Annotated in this window: 14 protein-coding genes; 13 read left to right on the top strand and 1 reads right to left on the bottom strand. The window is 41.1% G+C overall.

Annotated features, from left to right (window positions below; translation table 11 throughout):
- Positions 1-13 precede the first annotated feature (13 nt).
- Positions 14-883 carry an AraC family transcriptional regulator gene (locus tag BO15_RS0101995; protein WP_081828520.1) on the bottom strand — a complete coding sequence of 290 codons (870 nt, stop codon included), beginning with the start codon at positions 881-883 and terminating at the stop codon, positions 14-16.
- Between the two features lie 147 nt (positions 884-1030).
- Between BO15_RS0101995 and BO15_RS0101990 the strand changes: the two genes are divergently transcribed.
- The 13 genes from BO15_RS0101990 (at position 1031) to BO15_RS0101925 (ending at position 21392) form a co-directional block, all read left to right on the top strand.
- Entirely contained in the window at positions 1031-3280 is a 2250-nt protein-coding gene (locus BO15_RS0101990; RefSeq protein WP_033151902.1) for a glycogen/starch/alpha-glucan phosphorylase, read from the top strand.
- A gap of 759 nt (positions 3281-4039) precedes the next feature.
- Positions 4040-4522, top strand: coding sequence for a hypothetical protein (locus BO15_RS0101980; protein WP_033151899.1), 483 nt, complete (start codon positions 4040-4042; stop codon positions 4520-4522).
- A 115-nt stretch (positions 4523-4637) separates the two neighbouring features.
- Positions 4638-5492, top strand: a complete 855-nt coding sequence (locus tag BO15_RS0101975) for a VanW family protein (protein ID WP_033151896.1) — start codon at positions 4638-4640, stop codon at positions 5490-5492.
- Between the two features lie 149 nt (positions 5493-5641).
- Positions 5642-7249 carry a GGDEF domain-containing protein gene (locus BO15_RS0101970; RefSeq protein WP_033151895.1) on the top strand — a complete coding sequence of 536 codons (1608 nt, stop codon included), beginning with the start codon at positions 5642-5644 and terminating at the stop codon, positions 7247-7249.
- Between the two features lie 88 nt (positions 7250-7337).
- The gene (locus tag BO15_RS0101965; RefSeq protein WP_033151893.1) at positions 7338-7919 is read left to right on the top strand and encodes a thymidine kinase; all 582 of its coding nucleotides are present in this window, start codon (positions 7338-7340) and stop codon (positions 7917-7919) included.
- Positions 7919-9910 carry a hypothetical protein gene (locus tag BO15_RS0101960; protein WP_033151891.1) on the top strand — a complete coding sequence of 664 codons (1992 nt, stop codon included), beginning with the start codon at positions 7919-7921 and terminating at the stop codon, positions 9908-9910. Before BO15_RS0101965 ends, BO15_RS0101960 begins: the two co-directional genes overlap by 1 nt.
- A gap of 15 nt (positions 9911-9925) precedes the next feature.
- The gene (locus tag BO15_RS0101955) at positions 9926-11701 is read left to right on the top strand and encodes an HAD-IIIC family phosphatase (RefSeq protein ID WP_033151889.1); all 1776 of its coding nucleotides are present in this window, start codon (positions 9926-9928) and stop codon (positions 11699-11701) included.
- Between the two features lie 7 nt (positions 11702-11708).
- Complete coding sequence (locus BO15_RS0101950) at positions 11709-12518, top strand: ABC transporter permease (protein ID WP_033151887.1); 810 nt, start codon at positions 11709-11711, stop codon at positions 12516-12518.
- Between the two features lie 119 nt (positions 12519-12637).
- On the top strand, positions 12638-13459 hold the full coding sequence (locus tag BO15_RS0101945) for a glycerophosphodiester phosphodiesterase (protein ID WP_033151885.1): 822 nt from the start codon (positions 12638-12640) through the stop codon (positions 13457-13459).
- Positions 13460-13574: 115 nt separating this feature from the next.
- On the top strand, positions 13575-14858 hold the full coding sequence (locus BO15_RS0101940) for an ABC transporter ATP-binding protein (RefSeq protein ID WP_033151884.1): 1284 nt from the start codon (positions 13575-13577) through the stop codon (positions 14856-14858).
- Positions 14859-14870: 12 nt separating this feature from the next.
- Positions 14871-15359: a hypothetical protein gene (locus BO15_RS0101935; protein WP_033151882.1), complete on the top strand. Its 489-nt coding sequence runs from the start codon at positions 14871-14873 to the stop codon at positions 15357-15359.
- Positions 15359-18889, top strand: coding sequence for a rhamnan synthesis F family protein (locus BO15_RS0101930; protein ID WP_033151880.1), 3531 nt, complete (start codon positions 15359-15361; stop codon positions 18887-18889). The genes BO15_RS0101935 and BO15_RS0101930 overlap by 1 nt, the downstream gene beginning before the upstream one ends.
- Positions 18890-18926: 37 nt before the next feature.
- Entirely contained in the window at positions 18927-21392 is a 2466-nt protein-coding gene (locus BO15_RS0101925; RefSeq protein ID WP_033151879.1) for a glycosyltransferase family 2 protein, read from the top strand.
- Positions 21393-21410: the final 18 nt, after the last annotated feature.

Here is a 21410-nt window from a genome sequence, read left to right as displayed (position 1 = left end):
GCAGTTTAGGCTGCTATGCTTTTTTGTATTCTCTGGGAGTTTTATTGTATTTGCGTTTGAACTGACGGTTGAAGTGGGAGAGGTTTTCAAAGCCCACCTGCTGGGATATGGTAAGGATTGTCTCCTCTGATTCTAAAAGCAAGCGGGAGGCCATGGAAAGTCTGTAGTCGTTTAGATATGTGATGAAGCTTACGCCGAAGGCTTCCTTGAAAAATCGCATAAAATGGGACTCGGAAAATCCTGCTAAATCTGCCATTTCAGCAACGGTGATTTGATTACCATAATTCAATTCTACATATTTGATGACAGGCTTTAGCTTGTCGATTTTCTTCTTATTCTTTGTATCAATCTTATCTTCATAAAGCGTTACTAAATTAAAAAGAAGCAGATAGAGATTGCCTTTGATGGCAAGGCCCCATGCCCCTTCTCTGTGGCTGGAGATGTTGTCGTTGCTATCCAGATATTTCTTTATACTTTCATATCCGGTGACACCAGGCCTAAAAACTTGGGGAATATCCACGGTGTTCTCGAAAAATGGCTTGAGAAATCTGTCATAGAATTCGTCTAAGTTAGAGGCGAACATCTTTGAATCAAAAATGATATTTTCGTATTCCATAGAATTATCCGAAAGCTGATAAATACCGTGGACCTTGCCTGGCAGTATAAAGGCAATATCCCCGGCAGCTACAGTGTTCTCATTTCCGTCGATGATAATGATTCCAGCCCCCTTTTTTATATAGATAAATTCGGCATCCTCATGCCAGTGCAGTGGCACCGAATCAAAATCCAGCGGAATAGTACAAGGATATGTGTTGTATGGAATGTTGTAGTCAAAGTGGCTAGTAACCTCATGTATGGACTGATAATCGTTAATATTAATCATGTGTCTATCTCCTATAATGATAGAATAGTATCACTTTATAGCGGGTTTGTGCAAGTTTTTGAAATGGTAGGCGCATTATAATACTAATTGTAATGATGAAAATATATTGAGCCGGTTAAAGGCGGACTATAGTTTAGGAGGGTAATTATGACTGCAAATGAGTATATTAAGATTCGATTTGGTCGCCACATGGATCAGTGCACAAATGAAGAGATTTATGTTGGCTTACTTGAGTATGTAAAAGATAAGGCTAAAAGTAAGGAGATTGCTGGTGGCAAGAAAAAGCTTTATTACATCAGCGCTGAGTTTTTGATTGGTAAGCTCCTTTCAAATAACCTTATCAATCTTGGAATATATGATGAGGTTAAGGCTGAGCTTGAGGCTTGTGGAAAGTCTCTTGCAGAAATAGAGGAAATCGAGGTTGAGCCTTCACTTGGAAATGGTGGACTTGGTCGTCTTGCAGCTTGCTTCCTTGATTCAATTGCAACACTTGGTCTTAATGGTGATGGTGTTGGATTGGCATATCACATGGGACTTTTTAAGCAGGTCTTCAAAAACAATTTGCAGAACGAGGAACCAAACCCATGGATGTCAGAGCACAGCTGGATGACAAAAACAGAGCGCACATATCAGGTTGATTTTGGTGGCTTCAATGTAACATCTCGCATGTATGATATAGATGTAACAGGTTATGATTCTGTTACAACAAAGCTTCATCTTTTCGACGTAGATACAGTAGATGAATCAATTATTAAAGATGGAATTAATTTCGATAAGAGCGAGTTCACAAAGAATCTTACATTGTTCTTATACCCAGATGATTCTGATGACAATGGTAGATTACTCCGTGTTTATCAGCAGTATTTCATGGTTTCAAATGCAGCTCAGCTCATCCTTGATGAAGCTGTAGAAAAGGGCTCAAACCTTTATGATTTAGCAGATTATGCTGTAATTCAGATTAACGATACACATCCATCAATGGTTATACCGGAACTCATTCGACTCCTTCAGATTCGTGGGCTTACAATGGACGAGGCAATTGATGTGGTTTCAAAGTGCACAGCTTACACAAACCACACAATCCTCGCAGAAGCCCTTGAAAAGTGGCCTATCCACTTTATGATGAAGGCTGTTCCACAGCTCATGCCTATCATTCGCGAGCTTCACAACCGCATTGCAAAGAAGGTTGCAGACCCTGATGTTGCCATTATCAAGGATGGTCTTGTACACATGGCACACATGGACATCCACTATGGCATATCAATCAACGGTGTTGCTGCCCTTCATACAGAAATATTAAAGGAGACAGAGCTTCATAAATTTTATGAGCTCTATCCTGAAAAGTTCAACAACAAGACAAACGGAATCACATTCCGTCGTTGGTTACTATATTGCAACCCAGAGCTTTCTAAGCTTATCGAAGAGCTTATTGGTCCTGGCTTCAAGAAGGATGCTACAGAGCTTAAGAAGCTTGAGCAGTACATGAATGACGATGCAGTTGTTCAGCGTTTCCTTGATGTTAAAAACACACGCAAGACTGTTCTCAAGAACTACCTTGCAAAAACACAAGGCATCGAAATCGACGACAACAGCGTATACGACATTCAGATTAAGAGACTTCATGAGTACAAGCGTCAGCAGATGAATGCCCTCTACGTAATCAACAAATACTTTGAAATCAAAGAAGGCAAAAAGCCAGCTCGTCCAATCACAGTTATCTTTGGCGCAAAGGCTGCACCTGCTTACGTTATCGCAAAGGATATCATTCATCTTATCCTCTGCTTATCAGAAATCATTGCAAAGGATCCAGAGGTAAGCCCATATCTCAAGGTTGTTATGGTTGAAAACTACAACGTAACACTTGCAGAAAAGCTTATCCCAGCCTGCGATATCCATGAGCAGATTTCCCTTGCATCAAAAGAAGCATCTGGTACTTCAAACATGAAGTTCATGCTCAATGGAGCCGTGGCAATTGGAACAATGGACGGCGCTAACGTAGAAATGCACGAATTTGTAGGTGACGACAACATCTACATCTTCGGTGACGATTCAGACACAGTAATCAAGCGCTACGCCGATGCAAGCTACTGCTCACGCGACTACTACGAAAAGGATGCAAACCTCAAGAAGTGCGTAGACTTCATCGTATCAGACGAGCTTCTTGCAGTAGGCCAGAAGGAGAACCTGGAGCGTCTCTACAACGAACTCCTCAACAAGGATTGGTTTATGACCTTCCCTGACTTCAAAGACTACTGCCAGACCAAAGAGAAAGCCTTTGCCGACTACGAAGACCGCCTCACATGGGGCCGCAAGATGGTTAAAAACATCGCAAACGCAGGCTTCTTCTCAAGCGACCGCACCATCGCCCAGTACAACGCCGATATCTGGCACCTATAAACCATGCGGCAACCAAGGACTTTAACTGGCCCATCTACCTGCCCTTCTTCAAGGTAAATTGGCCCAGCCAGCCCTCCCCTACAGACCCAACCACCCTGCCCCTCCAAGGGACATCGCATGAATATTATGTTTTTCTAAGGTACAAGGAGAACACACTAATTTGTGGTGTCTTTTGCAGGTCTGTACATTTTCTGAATCTGTATGTCTATGGACGGACACACAGTTCTTGATTATGATATGGATTTCAAAAACTATGGATACCTTTGGGTGATTTTGGAATGAGCTTAGTAGAACAAAAAGAGATATTTGATATGGATGAGCAGCTGCCGCTAGGACGGCGGCAGCAGTGGTCACTTGAAACACGACGTTGAATGTGCCACGGTGCTCATACATACAAATATCTCTTTTTTAGTTCTATTTAGCGAATGTAATATGAACCCAAGGTACCATAGCTTTGGAAATCCATATTATAATATAAAAGTGTCCGTCCTAGCCTATACAGATTCAGAAAAAGTTCATCCCGCAACAAGACACTCACAGTGTGTTCTCCTTTTGTACCAAGAAAAACTATAATATTCGCGAAATCGTCCCTTGGAGGGACCTGGTGGTCGGGCCTGTAGGGGAGGGCGGGCTGGGCCAGTGCGAATAGATGGAAAAGGGCAGGTAAGATGGGCGGGAGATATTGATTTTGAGGGGAGTGCATGGTAAAATAGCTTCTAGTTGTGGCTCAGGGGAGCCGGAGATTAGGAGGATGTTTTTATGAGCACAGTGACTATTGTACTCATCGTTATTGCGGTCGTTATGGTTGCCGCAATCGTTGTATTATATTTTCTTGGTAAGAAGGCACAGGATAAGCGTGCAGAGCAGCAGGATCAGATGGATGCAGTTGCACAGCAGGTTTCAATGCTTATTATTGATAAGAAGCGCATGAAGCTTAAGGAAGCTGGTCTTCCAGAGGCAGTTGTTGCTGCTACACCATGGTATGCTAAGAATTCAAAGATTCCAGTTGTTAAGGCTAAGGTTGGCCCACAGATGATGACTCTTATCTGCGATGCAGAAATCTTTGATGAGGTTCCTGTAAAGAAGGAAGTTAAGGCTACAGTTTCTGGTCTTTACATCACAAAGGTAAAGGGCATCCGCGGTGGCAATGCTACTCAGGATACAAAGAAGAAAAAGGGACTTCGTGCTTGGGCACTTCGCAAGCAGAAGGAGCTTGATCAGGAAACAAGAAAGAATAAATAAGTTTTTATTAACACCTCGGCTAAAAAATGGCCGAGGTGTTTTATTTGTCTAAGAAAAGTGATAAAATGGCGTTACTAAGATAATTTTCAGACAACTTAGTTTGGGAGGAACGAGGATGAATTTAAAGATTAATAAAGCCATCTTGTCACTTTTTGTTTTAGCTTTTGCTGTTGTGCTTATGCCACATATCGATGCAAAGGCAGCTACCCAGGAAGAATACCAGATTTATTCGCAGGTTTTAAATGCTGATTACTACGCAGCTATGAACCCGGATGTGGCGGCAAAGGCAGATGGTAGTTACATATATTATCTTGAGCATTACATCAAATACGGTGTGTACGAGGGACGAAATGCCAGCGGCACATTCAATGCTACCGACTACATGATCAAGAATCCTGATCTTGCGGCAGTGTTTGGAAATAACATGCCAGCATACGTTGTTCATTATGTATTGTCAGGAAAGGCAGAGGGACGCGATGGAACACCTTCTGTAGGGGCTTTGGCAACAGATATGCCACAGAGCTACACTTTGCTTGGAGCCTACACTACTGAGTACGATTCAAATGCAGCTAGAGGCCATAATATTGAGGTGGCCGCAGAAAAGGTAGATGGTACAGTGGTGGCACCAGGTGCAACTTTCTCAGCATCAAATTCAATTGGTAAGCGTACATCAGCAAATGGTTTTGTTGAGGCGCCAGTGTTCATTAATAAACAACATGCAACAGGAATCGGCGGAGGCGTTTGCCAGGTTTCTTCAACCATATATGCAGCTATGAAGACTGCAGGAATTAAAGCAACTGAAAGACATCCTCATTCTCTTCCAGTTTACTATCTGCCAGAGGGCTGGGATGCCACAATTTCATGGGGCTCATTAGATCTTAAATTTGTGAATACATACGATTCAAATATAGTAGTTTTTGTTTTTGCAGATGAGGGACATCTTACAGCGGCACTTTATTTGCAAAATTAAACTTTACGCACAATTAATTGTAGTCACAGTCTAAGAATCATGTTATAATACGCCCCAACAGGGTAAAATTCGGATTTTACCAGTAGGGGAAAGGATTCCCCTGCACAGCTTAGGGCTGCAAAATGGATTTTGACCGAGGGGAAGAATAAGTGGAAGAATTGTTGAGTAAGCAAGCTCCGGAAGTACAGGAACTTATCAAAAACGTAAAAAAGTATCGCAAGGTGGATAACGAAAAACACCTTAGCTTTGCTTGCGATTTGTTTGATTTAGCACAGGAATGCGGAAACGAGGATTTAAAGGATTATGCAAGCTGTGCTCTTGGCGATGCCTGTTGCCAAAATCAGGACTATTCGCAAGCTTTATATTACATTTCGGCAGGTGTTCAAGGCCTTGCCAAAACAGACGAATATCAGCTTACATGCGTATGCTACAATGAGCTAGGTATTATTTTCAGAAGTAAAGGTCATTTCATCACTAGTGAAGAGTATTTCATAAATGCCATGGAAATCGCTAGGGCACACAGATTGTACGCCATTGAAGCTATGGCGTGTTCTAATTTCGCTTCTTTATGCGAGGAAATGGATGCTATCGAGAGAGCACTAGAATATCATTACCGTTCCATTGAATGTTGCAGTTTCATAGATGACGAAGATTTCAAGCTTAGCCTTATGGCAGGGGATTACGCTTTTATTGTGAAGCTATATGTAATCCTTAAGGATGAGGAAAGCGCGGATCAGGCACTTGCTGAGATGGAAAAGATAATTGCAAAATACCCAGAGATAAATGATCTTTTTGATATTAGAATTGCCAGATACGTATACTACAAGTTTAAAAATGACACAGCAAAGACTCAGGAAATGAAGGCCCTTTGTCTGGAGTCATTCTATGCTTGTCAGGAATATATTGTTTATTTCGATGAGACTAAGCAGCTTATTGAAATACTCACAGAAGAAAAAGATTATCAGGAACTTCAAAAGATGTTTGATAGGACTGAACAGGTTTTATCAAAAGACGATTTAATAAACCTAAGAGTATTCCTTGAGGAGTACAAGATTAAGATGTACGAAGCATTGGGCGATAAAGAACGCCTCATGGCTAGCTACAGCAACTACTATAGATATAACACTATCAAAACAGTTGATAATAAGCGTTCATTTTTGACCACTCTTCGTCTTCGTTCAGAGCTTGCTCAGCAGCGCACAAAGAATCTGTTTCTTTCGGCTGCCGCAGAGACAGATCCTCTTACAGGAATCGCAAACAGACTCAAGCTTAATACAGTTATTGATGAGCTTTTTGTGCTGGCAAATGAGCAGGGCAAGACACTTGCAGTAGAAATGATGGATATCGATTTCTTCAAGGAAGTTAACGACACATACGGTCACGCCAAGGGCGATGAGCTTTTGGTGATGCTAGCAAACATCTTAAAGAGCGTTGAAGATGACAAGATCTTCGTTGCAAGATATGGTGGTGACGAATTCATCATTTACTACTATGACATGACAGATGAGCAAATAAAAGAGGTTGCTCGTCATATACAAAGGTCTATGGAAATTGCAGGTGAGGCCCTTGGAATAGGAAAGGTCACAGTTTCCCAAGGAATTGTTAATCATATTCCTAGACCACTCAATAGAGCATGGGATTATATGAATGCTGCAGATTTAGCATTGTATTTTGTTAAGAACCATGGCAAGGCTAATGCTCGAATTATCCACAGAGCCACAGAATTAGAGACTCTTGCATGGGACAAAGTTTTTTGACTTTTATACAAGTAATTATTAAAATATTTATAACCAGACAGAAGGCTAAGCTTGGTCTTCTGTCAATTTATGTAAAGGGGTTTTTTGTATGGCAAAATTGTACTATTATTATGGAGCTATGGGTTCTTCAAAGACAGCTAATGCCCTTATGACTCATTTCAACTATCAGGAAGTTGGTCAGAATGCGCTTTTGGTTAAGCCAGAAATGGATACCAGATTCGGCGAGAGAATTGTTCGCTCTAGAATTGGTTTGGAGAACGAATGCGTCTTCCTTGAGGATTTAATAAAAATGCCTGAGGAGGAAATCAAAAAATATGATTGCATCATTGTTGATGAGGTACAGTTCGCAACCCCAGAACAGGTAGATTTTCTATCTGACATAGTTGATTTTATGGATGTGCCTGTTGTTGCTTATGGCCTTAGAGCAGATTTTAGAAATAAGCTCTTCCCAGGCTCAGAACGACTTATCACAATCGCTGATGTTATTCACGAGGTTAAAACAGTGTGCTGGTGTGGACGTAAAGCCACCTGCAACACTAGATATAATGAAAGCGGAGTTGTACGCTCAGGTCCACAGGTTATGCTTGGAGCAAACGACTCCTATGTGGCACTCTGCCGCAAGCACTTTAAACTGGGACAGCTTGCCCCAGATGAGAAAGAGGAGAGTTAATGACTTTTAGCTTTGCAATTACAGTAATATTTTGGTTATATGTTATTTTTTGGATACAGGTGCCAGGAATGCTCCTTGTGGACTTTCTCTTGCCTAGACGATTAAAGGCATACACCAGACTTTTATCTGGATTCTTTCTAGGCTTCATCTGTCTTGCTACTATTTATTTTATCGAGTCAATAATCGGCGTTAATGGCCTTATTGCCATAGCTGGTCCAGTCCTTTCTGTGATAGCTTTTATCCGTTATTTCAAAAAGGGACGCCCTTCAGTTTACAATGCCTACGAGCATTTTAAATGGCTTGGAATAATTATATTTGGATTTATTTTTATAGTTTCTACTATCAATTTCCAGCTTAAATATGTAGGTGCCTTATCAGGACAGACTACTCAGGTTTACCACGATTTCCTTTTTCATACAGGAAACATTGTATCCTTGAGCCGCTCTTTCCCAAATGGAGATATTAGAATCTCTGGCCTAACATTTTATTATCATTATTTTTATGAGCTTATTTTTGCCATGTGCAAGCACATCTTTGGTATGGATGCATTTAGGTTATACATAAATGGCAATGCGTTGATTTGTGCGTGGCCACTTACTCTTGCCATGATGATTGTAGGCGAGAGACTTCGCGGTGACAGAAGCATTCGTGGCGTTAGATATTATTCTTACTATGTAGGAATGCTAGTGTCTTGCATTTGCTTGCTTCCTGTAAATGTTGTTGGAGCAAAGCTACCTACATCATGGTTGAATAATCATTTGTTTGGAAACGGCAATGCCATGGGACTTGCCCTTTCTATTACAGTTCTTTTGGTAGATGTTTTAGTAGAGGTTTGGTACGACAAGTTCTCTGTCAGAGTGATGATAGCCATCTATCTTTTAGCTGCTACAGCCACTGGTTTCAAGGGAACAACAGGAATCGTTCTTGTGACAATTTCCTGGTCAGTATTCATTATTGAGTCAATCCTGGTTAAAAAGATCCACATGCCTAGATTCTTCTATGTATTTTGTGCATCACTAGGTTTTGTTCTTACTTACTTGATAGTTACAGTAGGTTTAAATCCATCTGGCTCCAACAACAGGGCTATGGAGGTTACACCAGCAGGTACACTTGATGCCAGCCGTGTAGGTCAGGTTTTCTCAAAGCTCGGCCTTGATTATATGGCTTTTCCTTGGGTGATTATTGCAATCCTTCTTTGTGTTGTATGTATTGTTGGCCCATGCATTTTAGCATTTACCGCTTTTGCATACAGCAAATTTAAAACACTTATAAAAGAAAAAGTTATTGGCGATATATTTGATTGGTTTGCCATTGGCTCTGTGATTATTGGTGTGATAGCTTTTTGTTCAGTTAGCGTGCCAGGATTATCTCAGGGATATTTCGTTATTACAAATGCCGCATTCATTTTTTACGGTGCAATGAAATATCTCATAGACAACAAAAAGACCTTGATTTCATATGTCACATATCTTTTCTTTGGCATTGGAACAGCCTCTTTAATTATCGATATTGCATATTTTTGCTACGATGATATCAAACAAGAGGCAATTTATGAATCAGAGGCGGGAGACCGTCAGGATTTAGTATCTGCAGGCACCATGGAAGCGTACCTATGGCTTAGAGACAATACATCAGAGGATGCGATGGTTGCTGTTGATAGATTTACAGAGGACTTAGATTACAGAAGCATTTATTTCTATTGCAGTGCTTTTTCAGAACGTCAGGTTTATTTAGAGGGCTATGATTATTCTGACATTACAGAAAAGCAGGTTGAGGCTATGCTTTCCATCAACGAAAAATTTTATAGCGAAGACACTGCAGTGGCAGAGGCAGCTATGGAAATGAGTGGTGTTGATTATTTGGTTGTTACTAAATTGAATCATCCGGATTATCAGGAGAATAGCCCAAAATTAAAACTAGTTTTTAGAAATGATGATGTTAGCATTTATAGATATTATTCTGATGGCGGTATGTCTGCTGTTAATAATTAATTATAAGAGGTGCTTATGAAGGAATTAGAGTATCCATTTGATAGCGACTATTTACTATCAAAGAAAAAAAGAATAAAAAAAGAGCTCCTTGCTACGGACACAAAGTTTATAGATAAAAAGATAGCTGTCCTAGGAGGAGGTACTACTGCCAATATCATTCTTATGCTTGAATTGTTTTTGCTCAATAATGGCATTCGTCCTGAGTTTTATGAGAGCGAATACAACAAGTATTACGAGGATGCTGTATTTCCTAATCCTGAATTAGAAGAGTTTGCACCTGACATTATTTACGTATGTACTAGCAATCGCAACATCACAAGCTATCCTAACCTTGCAATGGATAGGGGAGCCGTTGATGAGCTTTTGGATGCACAATATACAAAGTTTGAAACAATCTGGAAGTCACTTGCTGAAAAGTATAATTGCCCAATCATCCAGAACAATTTCGAAATGCCTTTATTTAGACTTCTTGGCAACAGAGATGCATACGATTACCGTGGTTCCATGAACTTCATCACACGCTTAAATCAGCGCATGTATGACTACGCTATGTCTACAGAGAATTTTTATATCTGCGATATCAATTACATCTCAGCAGATTACGGTTTAAAGGAATGGTCTGATCCATTCTACTGGTACATGTACAAATACGCTATGTGCGTTCCAGCAATCCCATCACTTTCTTTCAATGTGGCCAACATTATCAAGTCACTTCTTGGAAAGAATAAAAAGGGCTTTGTTCTTGATTTGGATAATACTCTTTGGGGTGGCGTTATTGGTGATGATGGAGTAGATGGAATTGTCCTTGGCCCAGAGGAAGCAGAAGGACAGGCATATACCGAGTTCCAGCGTTACCTTAAGGCACATCAGCAGCTTGGTATAATATTAAATGTAGATTCAAAAAATGACATGGAAAACGCTATTGCAGGTATTAACCATCCAGATAGTGAGTTCCAGGAAAAGGATTTCATTTCCATCAAGGCCAACTGGGATCCAAAGGATAAAAACTTTGCAGATATTGCATCAGAGCTTACCCTCCTTCCCGAAAGCTTGGTATTTGTTGATGACAATCCAGCAGAGCGCCACATTGTAACAGAACAGCTTAAGGGTGTATGCGCACCAGAGCTTGATAATGTGGTTCACTATATCCAGACAATTGACCGTTCAGGCTTCTTTGAAGCAACAAACATTTCCGCAGACGATTTAAAGAGAAATGAAATGTATCAGGAGAACGCTGCAAGAGCTAAGCTTCAGAGCAGCTTCACTGATTATGGCCAGTATCTTGACTCATTAGAGATGCAGGCAGAAATAGATAGCTTTGCACCAGTTTACATGGCTCGTATTGCTCAGCTTACAAACAAGTCAAATCAGTTCAACCTTACAACAAAGCGTTTCACTCAGACAGAAATTGAGGAGACAGCAGCTGATTCAAATTATGTTACACTTTACGGAAAGCTTATTGATAAGTTTGGTGACAATGGTGTTGTTACTGTCGCAATCGGACACGTTGATGGCGAAGCATGTGACATCGATCTATGGCTTATGAGTTGTCGTGTACTCAAGCGCGATATGGAATTTGCAATGATGGACGAATTGGTAGCACGCCTTAAGGCTCGTGGAGTTAAGGAGCTTAGAGGTCATTATCTTCCAACAGCTAAAAACAAAATGGTTAAGAACTTCTACGGAGACATGGGATTCACTCTTGTGGAAGAAAAGGAAGATGGTTCATCAGATTGGACTCTTGACTTAAGTGGTTACGAGAATCAGAATAAGCACATAAAAATGAATTAGGAATATTATGATTAAAGACATTTTAACAAACAAAAAATTAATACAGAAACTTGCTAAGAACGATTTCAAGCAGAAGTTTGCAGGCTCGACACTTGGTGTTATTTGGGCTTTCGTTCAGCCAATCATTACAATCCTGGTATATTGGATTGTTTTCGATAAGGCTCTTAATCAGGGAACACAGGGCACAAAGGCTGGCATCAGCGCTCCATTTGTACTGTGGCTTTCAGCTGGTATCGTTCCATGGTTCTATTTCAGCGAGGTACTTTCAGCAGGCACCGTTGTTCTACATGAGTACAATTATCTTGTTAAGAAAGTTGTATTCCCTATCAACGTATTACCTGTTGTAAAAGCAGTGTCATCCCTTTTTGTGCACGGCTTCTTTGTATTATTTACTTTGCTTGTATATCTGTTATATAGATTTCCAATTACACCATATATTTTACAGGCCCTTTATTATTCATGTGCCATGATGGTACTTACAATCGGACTTATTTATCTTACAAGCTCCCTTTGCGTATTCTTCAAGGATATGGCTCAGCTTGTAAACATACTTTTACAGGTAGGCATCTGGGCAACACCAATCATGTGGAACTTTGATGCCATGGTTGACAAGATTCCAAACTGGTTAAGCATTGTTCTCCAGCTCAACCCAATGTACTACATCACAAGTGGCTATCGTGACAGCTTTATTGGTCAGATAGGATTTTGGGAAAAGCCGGGCTTAACACTTTATTTCTGGTGCTTTACAATCGTTGTTTTCCTTCTTGGAACACACGTATTTAAGAAGCTCCAGCCTCAGTTTGCAGACGCTTTGTAAAGACTACAAATTGTATAAATTATAATGGCAGATTTCGGACAATATTTTTGTTTGAGGCCTACTGTCAGACAATTGAATTAGTGGTAAAATATAAGTAACTTGATAAAGGGGGCCTGAATATGAAAATACCACGTTTTTTCAAAGCAAGAAGAGCCGTCGCTGTCAGCATGGTGACCTTGCTATTGTCTCTGGTTTTCTTAAACGAATTCTATTATTTACCGGCAAATGCTGATGAGGATATTGTGGTGCAGGTAGTAGCTCACAGAGGCTACTCAGGTATGTACCCCGAAAATACCCTTAGTGCTTTTGCAGGAGCCTACGCATGTGGCGCCAAAACAGTAGAATTTGACGTCAGAAAAACCAAAGACGGAGAGCTGGTTATCTACCACGACGACACTCTTGAAAGACTAACAGGCGACGATAAATCAGTCGCTGACTATACATACGAAGAACTATTGCAAGTTGACGCAGGTGAATGGTTCGGCAGAGAATACCGCCTCGAGCGCATTCCAACCCTGGATCAAACCCTAGCTCTTTTGCAAGCTACTAACATGCGTATTTTTTGCGAGCTCAAAGACATCGGTGACGACCCTGATTTTGCCAACGAAGTCTATGAAAAATGCGCAGAATATAATCTTCTAGACCGCGTAGTATTCCTATCATTCAAGTACGATTACCTATCACAAATCAAGGAAATCGCACCTGAACAACCAATCATGATGCTGGCATCCTTTGGTAAATCAACCTTACCTACCAGATACCCAGCCGAATACTACGGAGTCAACATGAAGACCCTCACACCTAAAACCGTTCGTGCAATCCACGAAGCCGGGGCCATGGTTTACTGCTACACCCCAGACACCAAGGGCCAAATGCTTTCGCTCCAGCGTCTAGGCGTGGATGGCGTCATCACCGACTTCGCCGACCTATCCGCAATCTAACACAGCCCATAAAGCACCGCATCCGCGGTGCTTTTTTTATGCCCGCCAGACTTTGCGGATGCGGGGTTTTATGGTAAAATGTTGGGATAAAAGGCAAGATTTTTTAGGAGACGTTATGAGCGATTACGTTATAAATGTGGAGCATGTGGACAAGGTCTATAAGCTCTACGATAGCAATAAGGCTAGGGTGGCTGATACACTGGGCCTTACTAGAAAGAAGAATTATAGAGAGCATTATGCTTTGAAGGATATGAGCTTTGCTGTGAAGCAGGGCGAGTGTGTTGGACTTATCGGTACTAATGGTTCGGGAAAGTCCACCATTTTAAAGATTATTACTGGTGTGCTTTCACCTACTAGAGGTGAGGTTACGGTGGACGGTCGTATATCGGCTTTGCTGGAGCTTGGTGCTGGTTTCAATCAGGAATATACAGGTATGGAGAATATTTATTTGAATGGTACCATGCTTGGCTATACCAAAGAGGAAATTGATGAGAAGCTTGATGATATTTTGTCATTTGCTGATATCGGAGATTTCGTTTTCCAGCCGGTGAAGACATATTCAAGTGGTATGTTCGTTAGACTTGCATTTGCCGTGGCTATCAACATCGATCCAGAGATTCTCATCGTTGATGAGGCACTTTCTGTTGGTGATGTTTTCTTCCAGGCAAAGTGCTATAAAAAGTTCGAAGAGTTCAAGGCAGCCGGAAAGACAATTCTTTTTGTTTCCCACGATTTGGGTGCCATCAGCAAGTATTGCGATAGAGCAGTGCTTATCAATAAAGGCGATAAGGTTGCTGAGGGTGCTCCAAAGGATATGATTGATATCTATAAAAAGATATTGGTTGGCCAGGAGCCCGTGCTTAATAGCAAGGTAGATACACTGGATTCATTCAGTGGGGCAGATGATAATTCTGGCGATAATTGGAAGTCTAATTATCAGCTCAATCCTAATGTTAATGAGTATGGCGATGGCCGTGCTACTATCGTAGATTTTGCTGTTATCGATGATAGCGGTAATTATACAAATGCAATTATGAAGGGTAGCACATTTACTGTTAAGTCAAAGGTGCACTTCAATACAGATATTGAAAATCCTATCTTCACACTTACTTTCAAGACTCTCAAGGGTATCGATGTTACTGGCACAAATACCATGTACGAAAAGTGTGATGTGGGTCTTTGCAAGGAGGGCAGCGAATACGTTGCTACATTTACTCAGAAAATGGATATGCAGGGCGGCGAGTACCTGATGTCTATTAGCTGTACTGGTTTTGATGGTGTTGATTTTGTGGCTTATCATAGATTGTACGATGTAATGAATATCACAGTTGTTAGTACTAAAAACACTGTTGGTTTTTATGATATGAATTCAAAAGTTAGCGTAAGCCAGGTTAAGTAAAGGGGAGCGGCTATGATTCAGGAAAAGTACAATAGAAGGATTTTTGATGAAGGAACAGAGGATGCCATCCTTAGGCTTTCTCACCTGAGAAGCAATGTTTTGTCGCCAGTAGGAATAGGTGAAGGGGACAATGTGCTCATCATTGATCCAGATAGCGAAGCTTTGGTTGAATGGCTAAAGGAGCAGGCAACACAGGTTACTGAAGTTGCTACAGAAATGCTTTCAGATATTAAAGGTACATTTAATATCATAATAAGCCTTGGCCATTTGAACGAAACACCAGCCACTCTTAAAAAGATGCTTTCAGCGGATGGCAGATTGGTATATGCCCTGCCAGAAAAGGATCGAATTGCAGATTTTACAAAGCGACTTTTAAAAGAAGCTGGCTTCAGTGAAATCACCACATATCGCGTCAGCCCAGATTATTTGTTTACAACAGAGATTTATGCTGAGGATTATATAGGGGGAGGAGCAGGTGACTATCTGCTCATTGCAAAATAATGGATAGACTACTATATGAAAAGCTTTCGAACGAGCGTAACCCAAAATACAATATCATCACCGATATTGTGGAAAGGGATGGACGAAAGGTAGTAATTAAACGCCCTTACGATGAACAAGGAATAGCACATATAAAAAGAGTTTTTGATAGTTACAGAGGCTTGCAGGACGCATTGCAAGGCTCTGATTTTTGCGTTAACGAAAGTAGTTTGGTTGACGACAAAATCGAAAGTGAATTCCTTGAAGGTGAGCATCTCACATCAGCCGATGCTCAGCAGTTTATCGAAGCTGTTAAAAATGCTTACATGAAAAATGCAAAGGAATTTGCTGTTTCAGATGGTTTCAGAGAGGTCTTTGGAGATGTTGATTTGCCAAGAGGCGTTCTTGCAGCAAATTACCTTGATGTTGATTTGATTTTTGACAATGTTATCAAGACAGCAAAAGGATGGGAGATTATTGACTACGAGTGGACCTTCGACTTTTTGGTGCCAATCAACTATGTGTTCTATAGAGCCTGCAAGTTCAGCGATTTGCCAGAGCACTTGGTAGACATTCCAGATGCAGAACGAGAAGTATATCAAAAGATGGAAGACCACTTCCAGTCTAGATACATTTTCAAGGATGTCAAAAATCTTCACGAGCTTAGAGAGCATGCAAACAGTCGTAGCAAGACAGGTGCAGATTTCGCCATTGCCAGCCGTGATTATCAAATCAAGCAGCTCCAGGAATTAATCGAAGCAAAGGATGTGCACATCAGAAACATCGAGGCTGTAAATGCTGAGCTTCGTACAATTTACGAGAATACAGTTAATACTCGTGGCTACAAGACCTTGGAAAATATCCGCGCATTCAAATCATTTTTGACAGGCAAGGATACTCCTGCTCGCCAGGCAAAGCGTGTAGCCAAAGAAGAGGCAAAGCGTGCCAAGGCAGCTGCCAAGGAAGCAAAACGCCGTGCTGCGCAAGGTGAGCCACAGCTATCGGTGGCAGTGCATCTTCATCTTTTCTATGTAGATTTGTTGCCAGAGTTTGTTAGCTATTTTGCAAACATCCCATTCAAGTTTGATTTATATATTTCCTGCCAGGAGGATGCAGATGTAAATGCAATCAAGGCAGGCTTAAAGGAGCTTAAGCAGGTTCAGAAAATCGATATCCGCAACCTTCCAAACAGAGGCCGCGACCTTGCACCTCTTTATGTAAAGTTTGGTCCGGAGATTTTGAATCATGATTATTTCCTTCATATCCATTCAAAGAAATCTTTGTATTCAGGTGAGGAAAAGGGCGGATGGAGACGATTTTCTCTTGAGCTGCTACTTGGTTCGCCAGACAAGATTAATCAGATTTTTGATTTGTTTAAAAACAGCAATGCAGGTCTTATCTATCCTGATATTCAGGAGGAGGTTCCAACCATCGCTTATTCATGGTTGAAAAATGCAGGCATTGCAAAGGAACTTTTTGATGAGTTTGATTTAGGCGAGATGCCATCAGTATTCAACTACCCAGCGGGTTCATTCTTCTGGGCTAGAACAGATGCACTTCGTCCACTATTTGAAAAGGGATACACATATGATGATTTCCCAAGGGAGCAAGGCCAGACAGATGGCACATTTGCTCATGCCTTGGAGCGTATTCTTCCATTTGTTTCAAGAAAGCAGGGATACGACGATTTCATCCTTTATCTTGATTCAGAGGACACAGTTAAGAACAAGAGCCTTCGTCCATTTTTCAACACCTTCAAGGTGGATAAAGAGCTTCTTGCAATGAAGCTTGGTGGATATGATGTGGTATCCTTCGATATTTTCGACACATTGATTACTCGTACCATCTTCAAGCCAGATGATGTATTCAATCTTATAAGCCGTATTATTCTTGAAAAGTACGGCAAGAAAGTTGATTTCCTTAAGATTCGAAAAAATGCCGAGGCAGCTGCAACAGCTCAGTTTGGTCCAATGACAACTTTGGACAAGATTTATGTGGAGGTGGCAAAGGATAGAACACTTGGCGATTTCGCGATGGATATCAAAAAGCTTGAGGTGGACATCGAAACACGCCTTTGCGTTCCTCGTAAGGATATGGTGGATGTGTTCAACGCAGTAAAATCCATGGGACGTCATGTTATCCTTGTCAGCGATATGTATCTCAACCGTGCACAGGTTGTTGGACTTCTTCACAAGTGCGGAATTGGTGGTTATGATGAGCTTTTCATCTCATGCGAAGTTGGAGCAAGAAAAGATGATGGCTCAATGTGGGATATGCTTTTGTCAGGTATAAACCCTTCAAGCTTCATCCATGTCGGGGACAACTTCTGTTCTGACTCACAGATACTTATGGATAAGGGCGTGGCTAGCCATATCGTCCTCAATCCAACTGCTATGCTTGAGCTATCAGACTTTGATTATTTGAAGGACTATGCAAGTAAGAGTATTGCAAACTCACTTGTACTAGGACAGGTTATAAACGGAGGAATTTTCAATTCTCCATTTGCCTTTGATGAAAAGGGCGGTCTTCATTTCAAGAATAACTACGACTTTGGTTATTCCACAATGGGGCCTTTGATGGCAGGATTTGTTCAGTGGCTTGTTAATAAAAATGCCAGCGAAAAAGAAAGTCTGCTTCTATTGTCTCGAGAGGGCTATATGCTTGAGCAGCTCATTAAAGAGTACTGCAATCAAAAGGGTGAGGCTTTGCCAGACATCCATTACTTCCTTACATCAAGAAGAGCATGCGCAGTGCCTGCTCTTGAAAATGACGAGGATATTCGAGAGCTCCTTTCTCAGAAATATCAGGGAAGCTTCAGCAATCTTTTGAATGAAAGATTTGGCATTCAGCTTCACGAGGATGATGAGGACAAGCAGTTCGATTACGAGACAGACACAGACGAGCTTATGAAGGCTATTCAGCCATACAAAGAAGAAATCTTTGAAAGAAGCAAAACTGAAAAGAATGCATACATGAACTATGCCAGTGAATTCCTTGCAACATCTTCGGATTTAGCTGTCGTGGATGTGGGATTCTCAGGTACAATTCAGTACTTCTTGATGAAGCTTACAGGCAGAGATATCGCAGGCCATTACTTGGCACTACATTCAAACAAGCCTGAGCGAATCGGTGGAAGAGCAGATGCTATCTACACCATCACTGATCCAAAGGAGATTCCTAACAGCAAGCTTCTCAAGTATCAGCTGTTTTTGGAGAGCGCTTTGTCAGCACCATTTGGTCAGCTTATTAATTTCACTATGGAAAATGGCGTACCTACTCCGCACTTCAAGGACGACGATTATGTTAGCGATGATGTGAAAATGCTTCAGTCTGGTATTTTAGACTTCGTGAAGCAGTATGCAAATGCCAGCAGAAATCTGTCAGATGGTCTTTTAGCTGATGCAAAACTTGTAGAAGATTTATTCTATGATATAATTGCAGACGGTACGTTAACAGAAGAGATTGTATCCACACTCACAGTTGAGGATGGTTACAGCCGTGGTGGCGTCCAGACATTTGATGTAAAAACTGGTACCTGGGTTGTTAAATAATCCCTGCACCAAATAATTACTTAGAAGGAAATATATTTTGAGAGATACTTTTAATGTGGTATTCATCAGATATCACCTATTAAAGAAAAATACATTATTATTCCAAGGCTTTTATCCATTTGATAATCCAAAGGGATACAGTCTTGTTTGTGAGATGAATGGCAAGCCATATGATTTGGATTTGACCATCAACGAAGGCAATGAAGTTCGTCGTAGATACATTGCCGCTCACAAAAGCGTTTCCAAGGAATACGTTGGTGAGATTAACTTGCCAGAGGATTTGCGTCAGGTAAAGAGCTTGAAGCTTATCTGTGTTCTGGGAGAAGCAGGAGATAAAAATCAGGTTCGTTCAGTGGTTTACAAGGCCACTGGCAAGGATTTGATTAAGCTTAAAAAAGAGTACGAATACAATCTTGAGCGTGCAGCAGTCACAGACGACAAGATTCAGATTCTTGGTTGGGCAATCGGAAATGTTCCTGAGGAGTTCCATCTTTATGATGGGGATAAAGAGATTCCAATCTCTGTTAAGCGTATGTTCAGAAAAGATGTTTATGGAGTTTATCCTGAGCTTACTGAGAAATGTGATTCTGGTCTTGAGATTGTTTTTGACAAGGGCGATTATAAAAAGCTTCGTATGACAATCACTGCAAACGGTCAGGTTTATGATTGCAAGGTAGATACAGAGCACGTTCTTACTGGAGGCAACCTTCTTCCAAAGAAAACTCTCTGGGAGCGTATCGAGCTTTACCGTCAGGACAACGGCCTTGGTGCTACAATCAAGCATGCCATCGACAAGCTGAAGGATGCAGATGCTCCTAAATACACATACATGGATTTCCTTACAAGCTTTGGCCCTACAGAGGTAGAGCTTCAGCGTCAGAGGGATGAGAAATTCGAATACAATCCACTTATGAGTATTGTAATTCCAATGTATCAGACTCCTGAGAAATTTCTTGTGGAGCTCATTGATTCCATCGTTGCTCAGACATATCCAAATTGGGAGCTTTGTCTTGCAGATGGTAGCCCTGATGATACATTAGGCCAGTTCATTAATAAAAAATACGGTTCTGACAGCAGAATTAAATACACACACCTAGATGACAACCTTGGTATTTCTGAAAACACTAATGCCGCAATTGCACTTGCAACAGGTGACTACATCGTCCTTTCAGATCACGATGATACACTTGCTCCAAATGCAATGTACGAGTGTGTTGCTGCAATCAACAAGGACCGCAGCATAGATGTTATCTACACTGATGAGGACAAAATCTCAATGGATTCTAAGGAATACTTTGAGCCTGTCTTCAAGCCAGATTTCAATCTGGATTTACTTTGTTCAGTAAATTACATCTGCCATCTTTTCATCTTCAAGCGCAGCTTGTATGACACAGTTGGCGGATTCAATAAAGAGTATGATGGAGCTCAGGATCACGATTTGATTTTGAGATATTGCGAGGCTGCAAAAAACATCCATCACGTGCCAAAGGCCCTTTATCACTGGCGTAGTCATGCAGCATCTACAGCCATGAGCGCAGAAAGCAAGCTTTATGCTTTTGATGCTGGTTGCAAGGCTGTTCAGGCACACTACGACAGAATGGGTATCCCCGCAAAGGTTGAGCAGGATACCTTCTATGGCACATACCGCACAGTATACAACTGGGGCAAGGAGCCACTTGTTTCTATCATCATTCCAAACAAGGATCATACAGATGATTTGGATAAGTGCATCAAATCAATCGACGCCCGCAGCTCATACAAAAATATTGAGTTCATCATTGTAGAAAACAATTCTACAGAGCCAGAAACTTTCGAATATTACAAGAGCATCGAGAATCGTCCTGATGTTAAAATCGTTCGCTACGAAACACCAGGCTTCAACTTCTCAGCAATCAACAACTGCGGCGCCAAGGCAGCCAGCGGTGAGATGTATTTGCTCTTAAATAACGATACAGAGATTATCAATGAAAACTGCATCAAGGAAATGGTTGATGTTTGCCTTCGCCCTGATGTTGGTATATGTGGTTCACTTCTTTATTATCCGGACAACACAGTGCAGCATGCCGGTGTTGTTATGGGTATTGGCGGTATCGCAGGTCACACATTCGTTGGTCTTGAAAGAAGCGAGCCAGGATATATGTTCAGAGCTGTAACAACTCAGGATTTATCTGCAGTTACAGCAGCCTGCTTGATGGTACGCAAGGATGTATTTGAAGAGGTAGGCGGACTTACTGAAGAATTGGCAGTTGCCTTTAATGATGTGGACTTCTGTATGAAGGTCCGTGACAAAGGTTACTTAGTGGTATATAATCCTCATGCAGAGCTTTACCACTACGAGTCCAAATCTCGTGGATATGAAGACACAGGAGAGAAGGTTGCTCGTTTTAATTCAGAGGTAGAAAAATTAGAAAAACTTTGGCCTGATATCTTAGAAAAAGGCGATCCATACTACAATCCAAATCTTTCAATCTTGGATGGGTGGTATCGCTTAAAAGAAGAATAATAATTTGTGTACAATAAT

It is taken from the genome of Pseudobutyrivibrio ruminis HUN009, assembly GCF_000703005.1.
GTDB lineage: Bacteria > Bacillota > Clostridia > Lachnospirales > Lachnospiraceae > Pseudobutyrivibrio > Pseudobutyrivibrio ruminis_A.
This window is presented reverse-complemented; position numbering and strand designations above follow the sequence as displayed.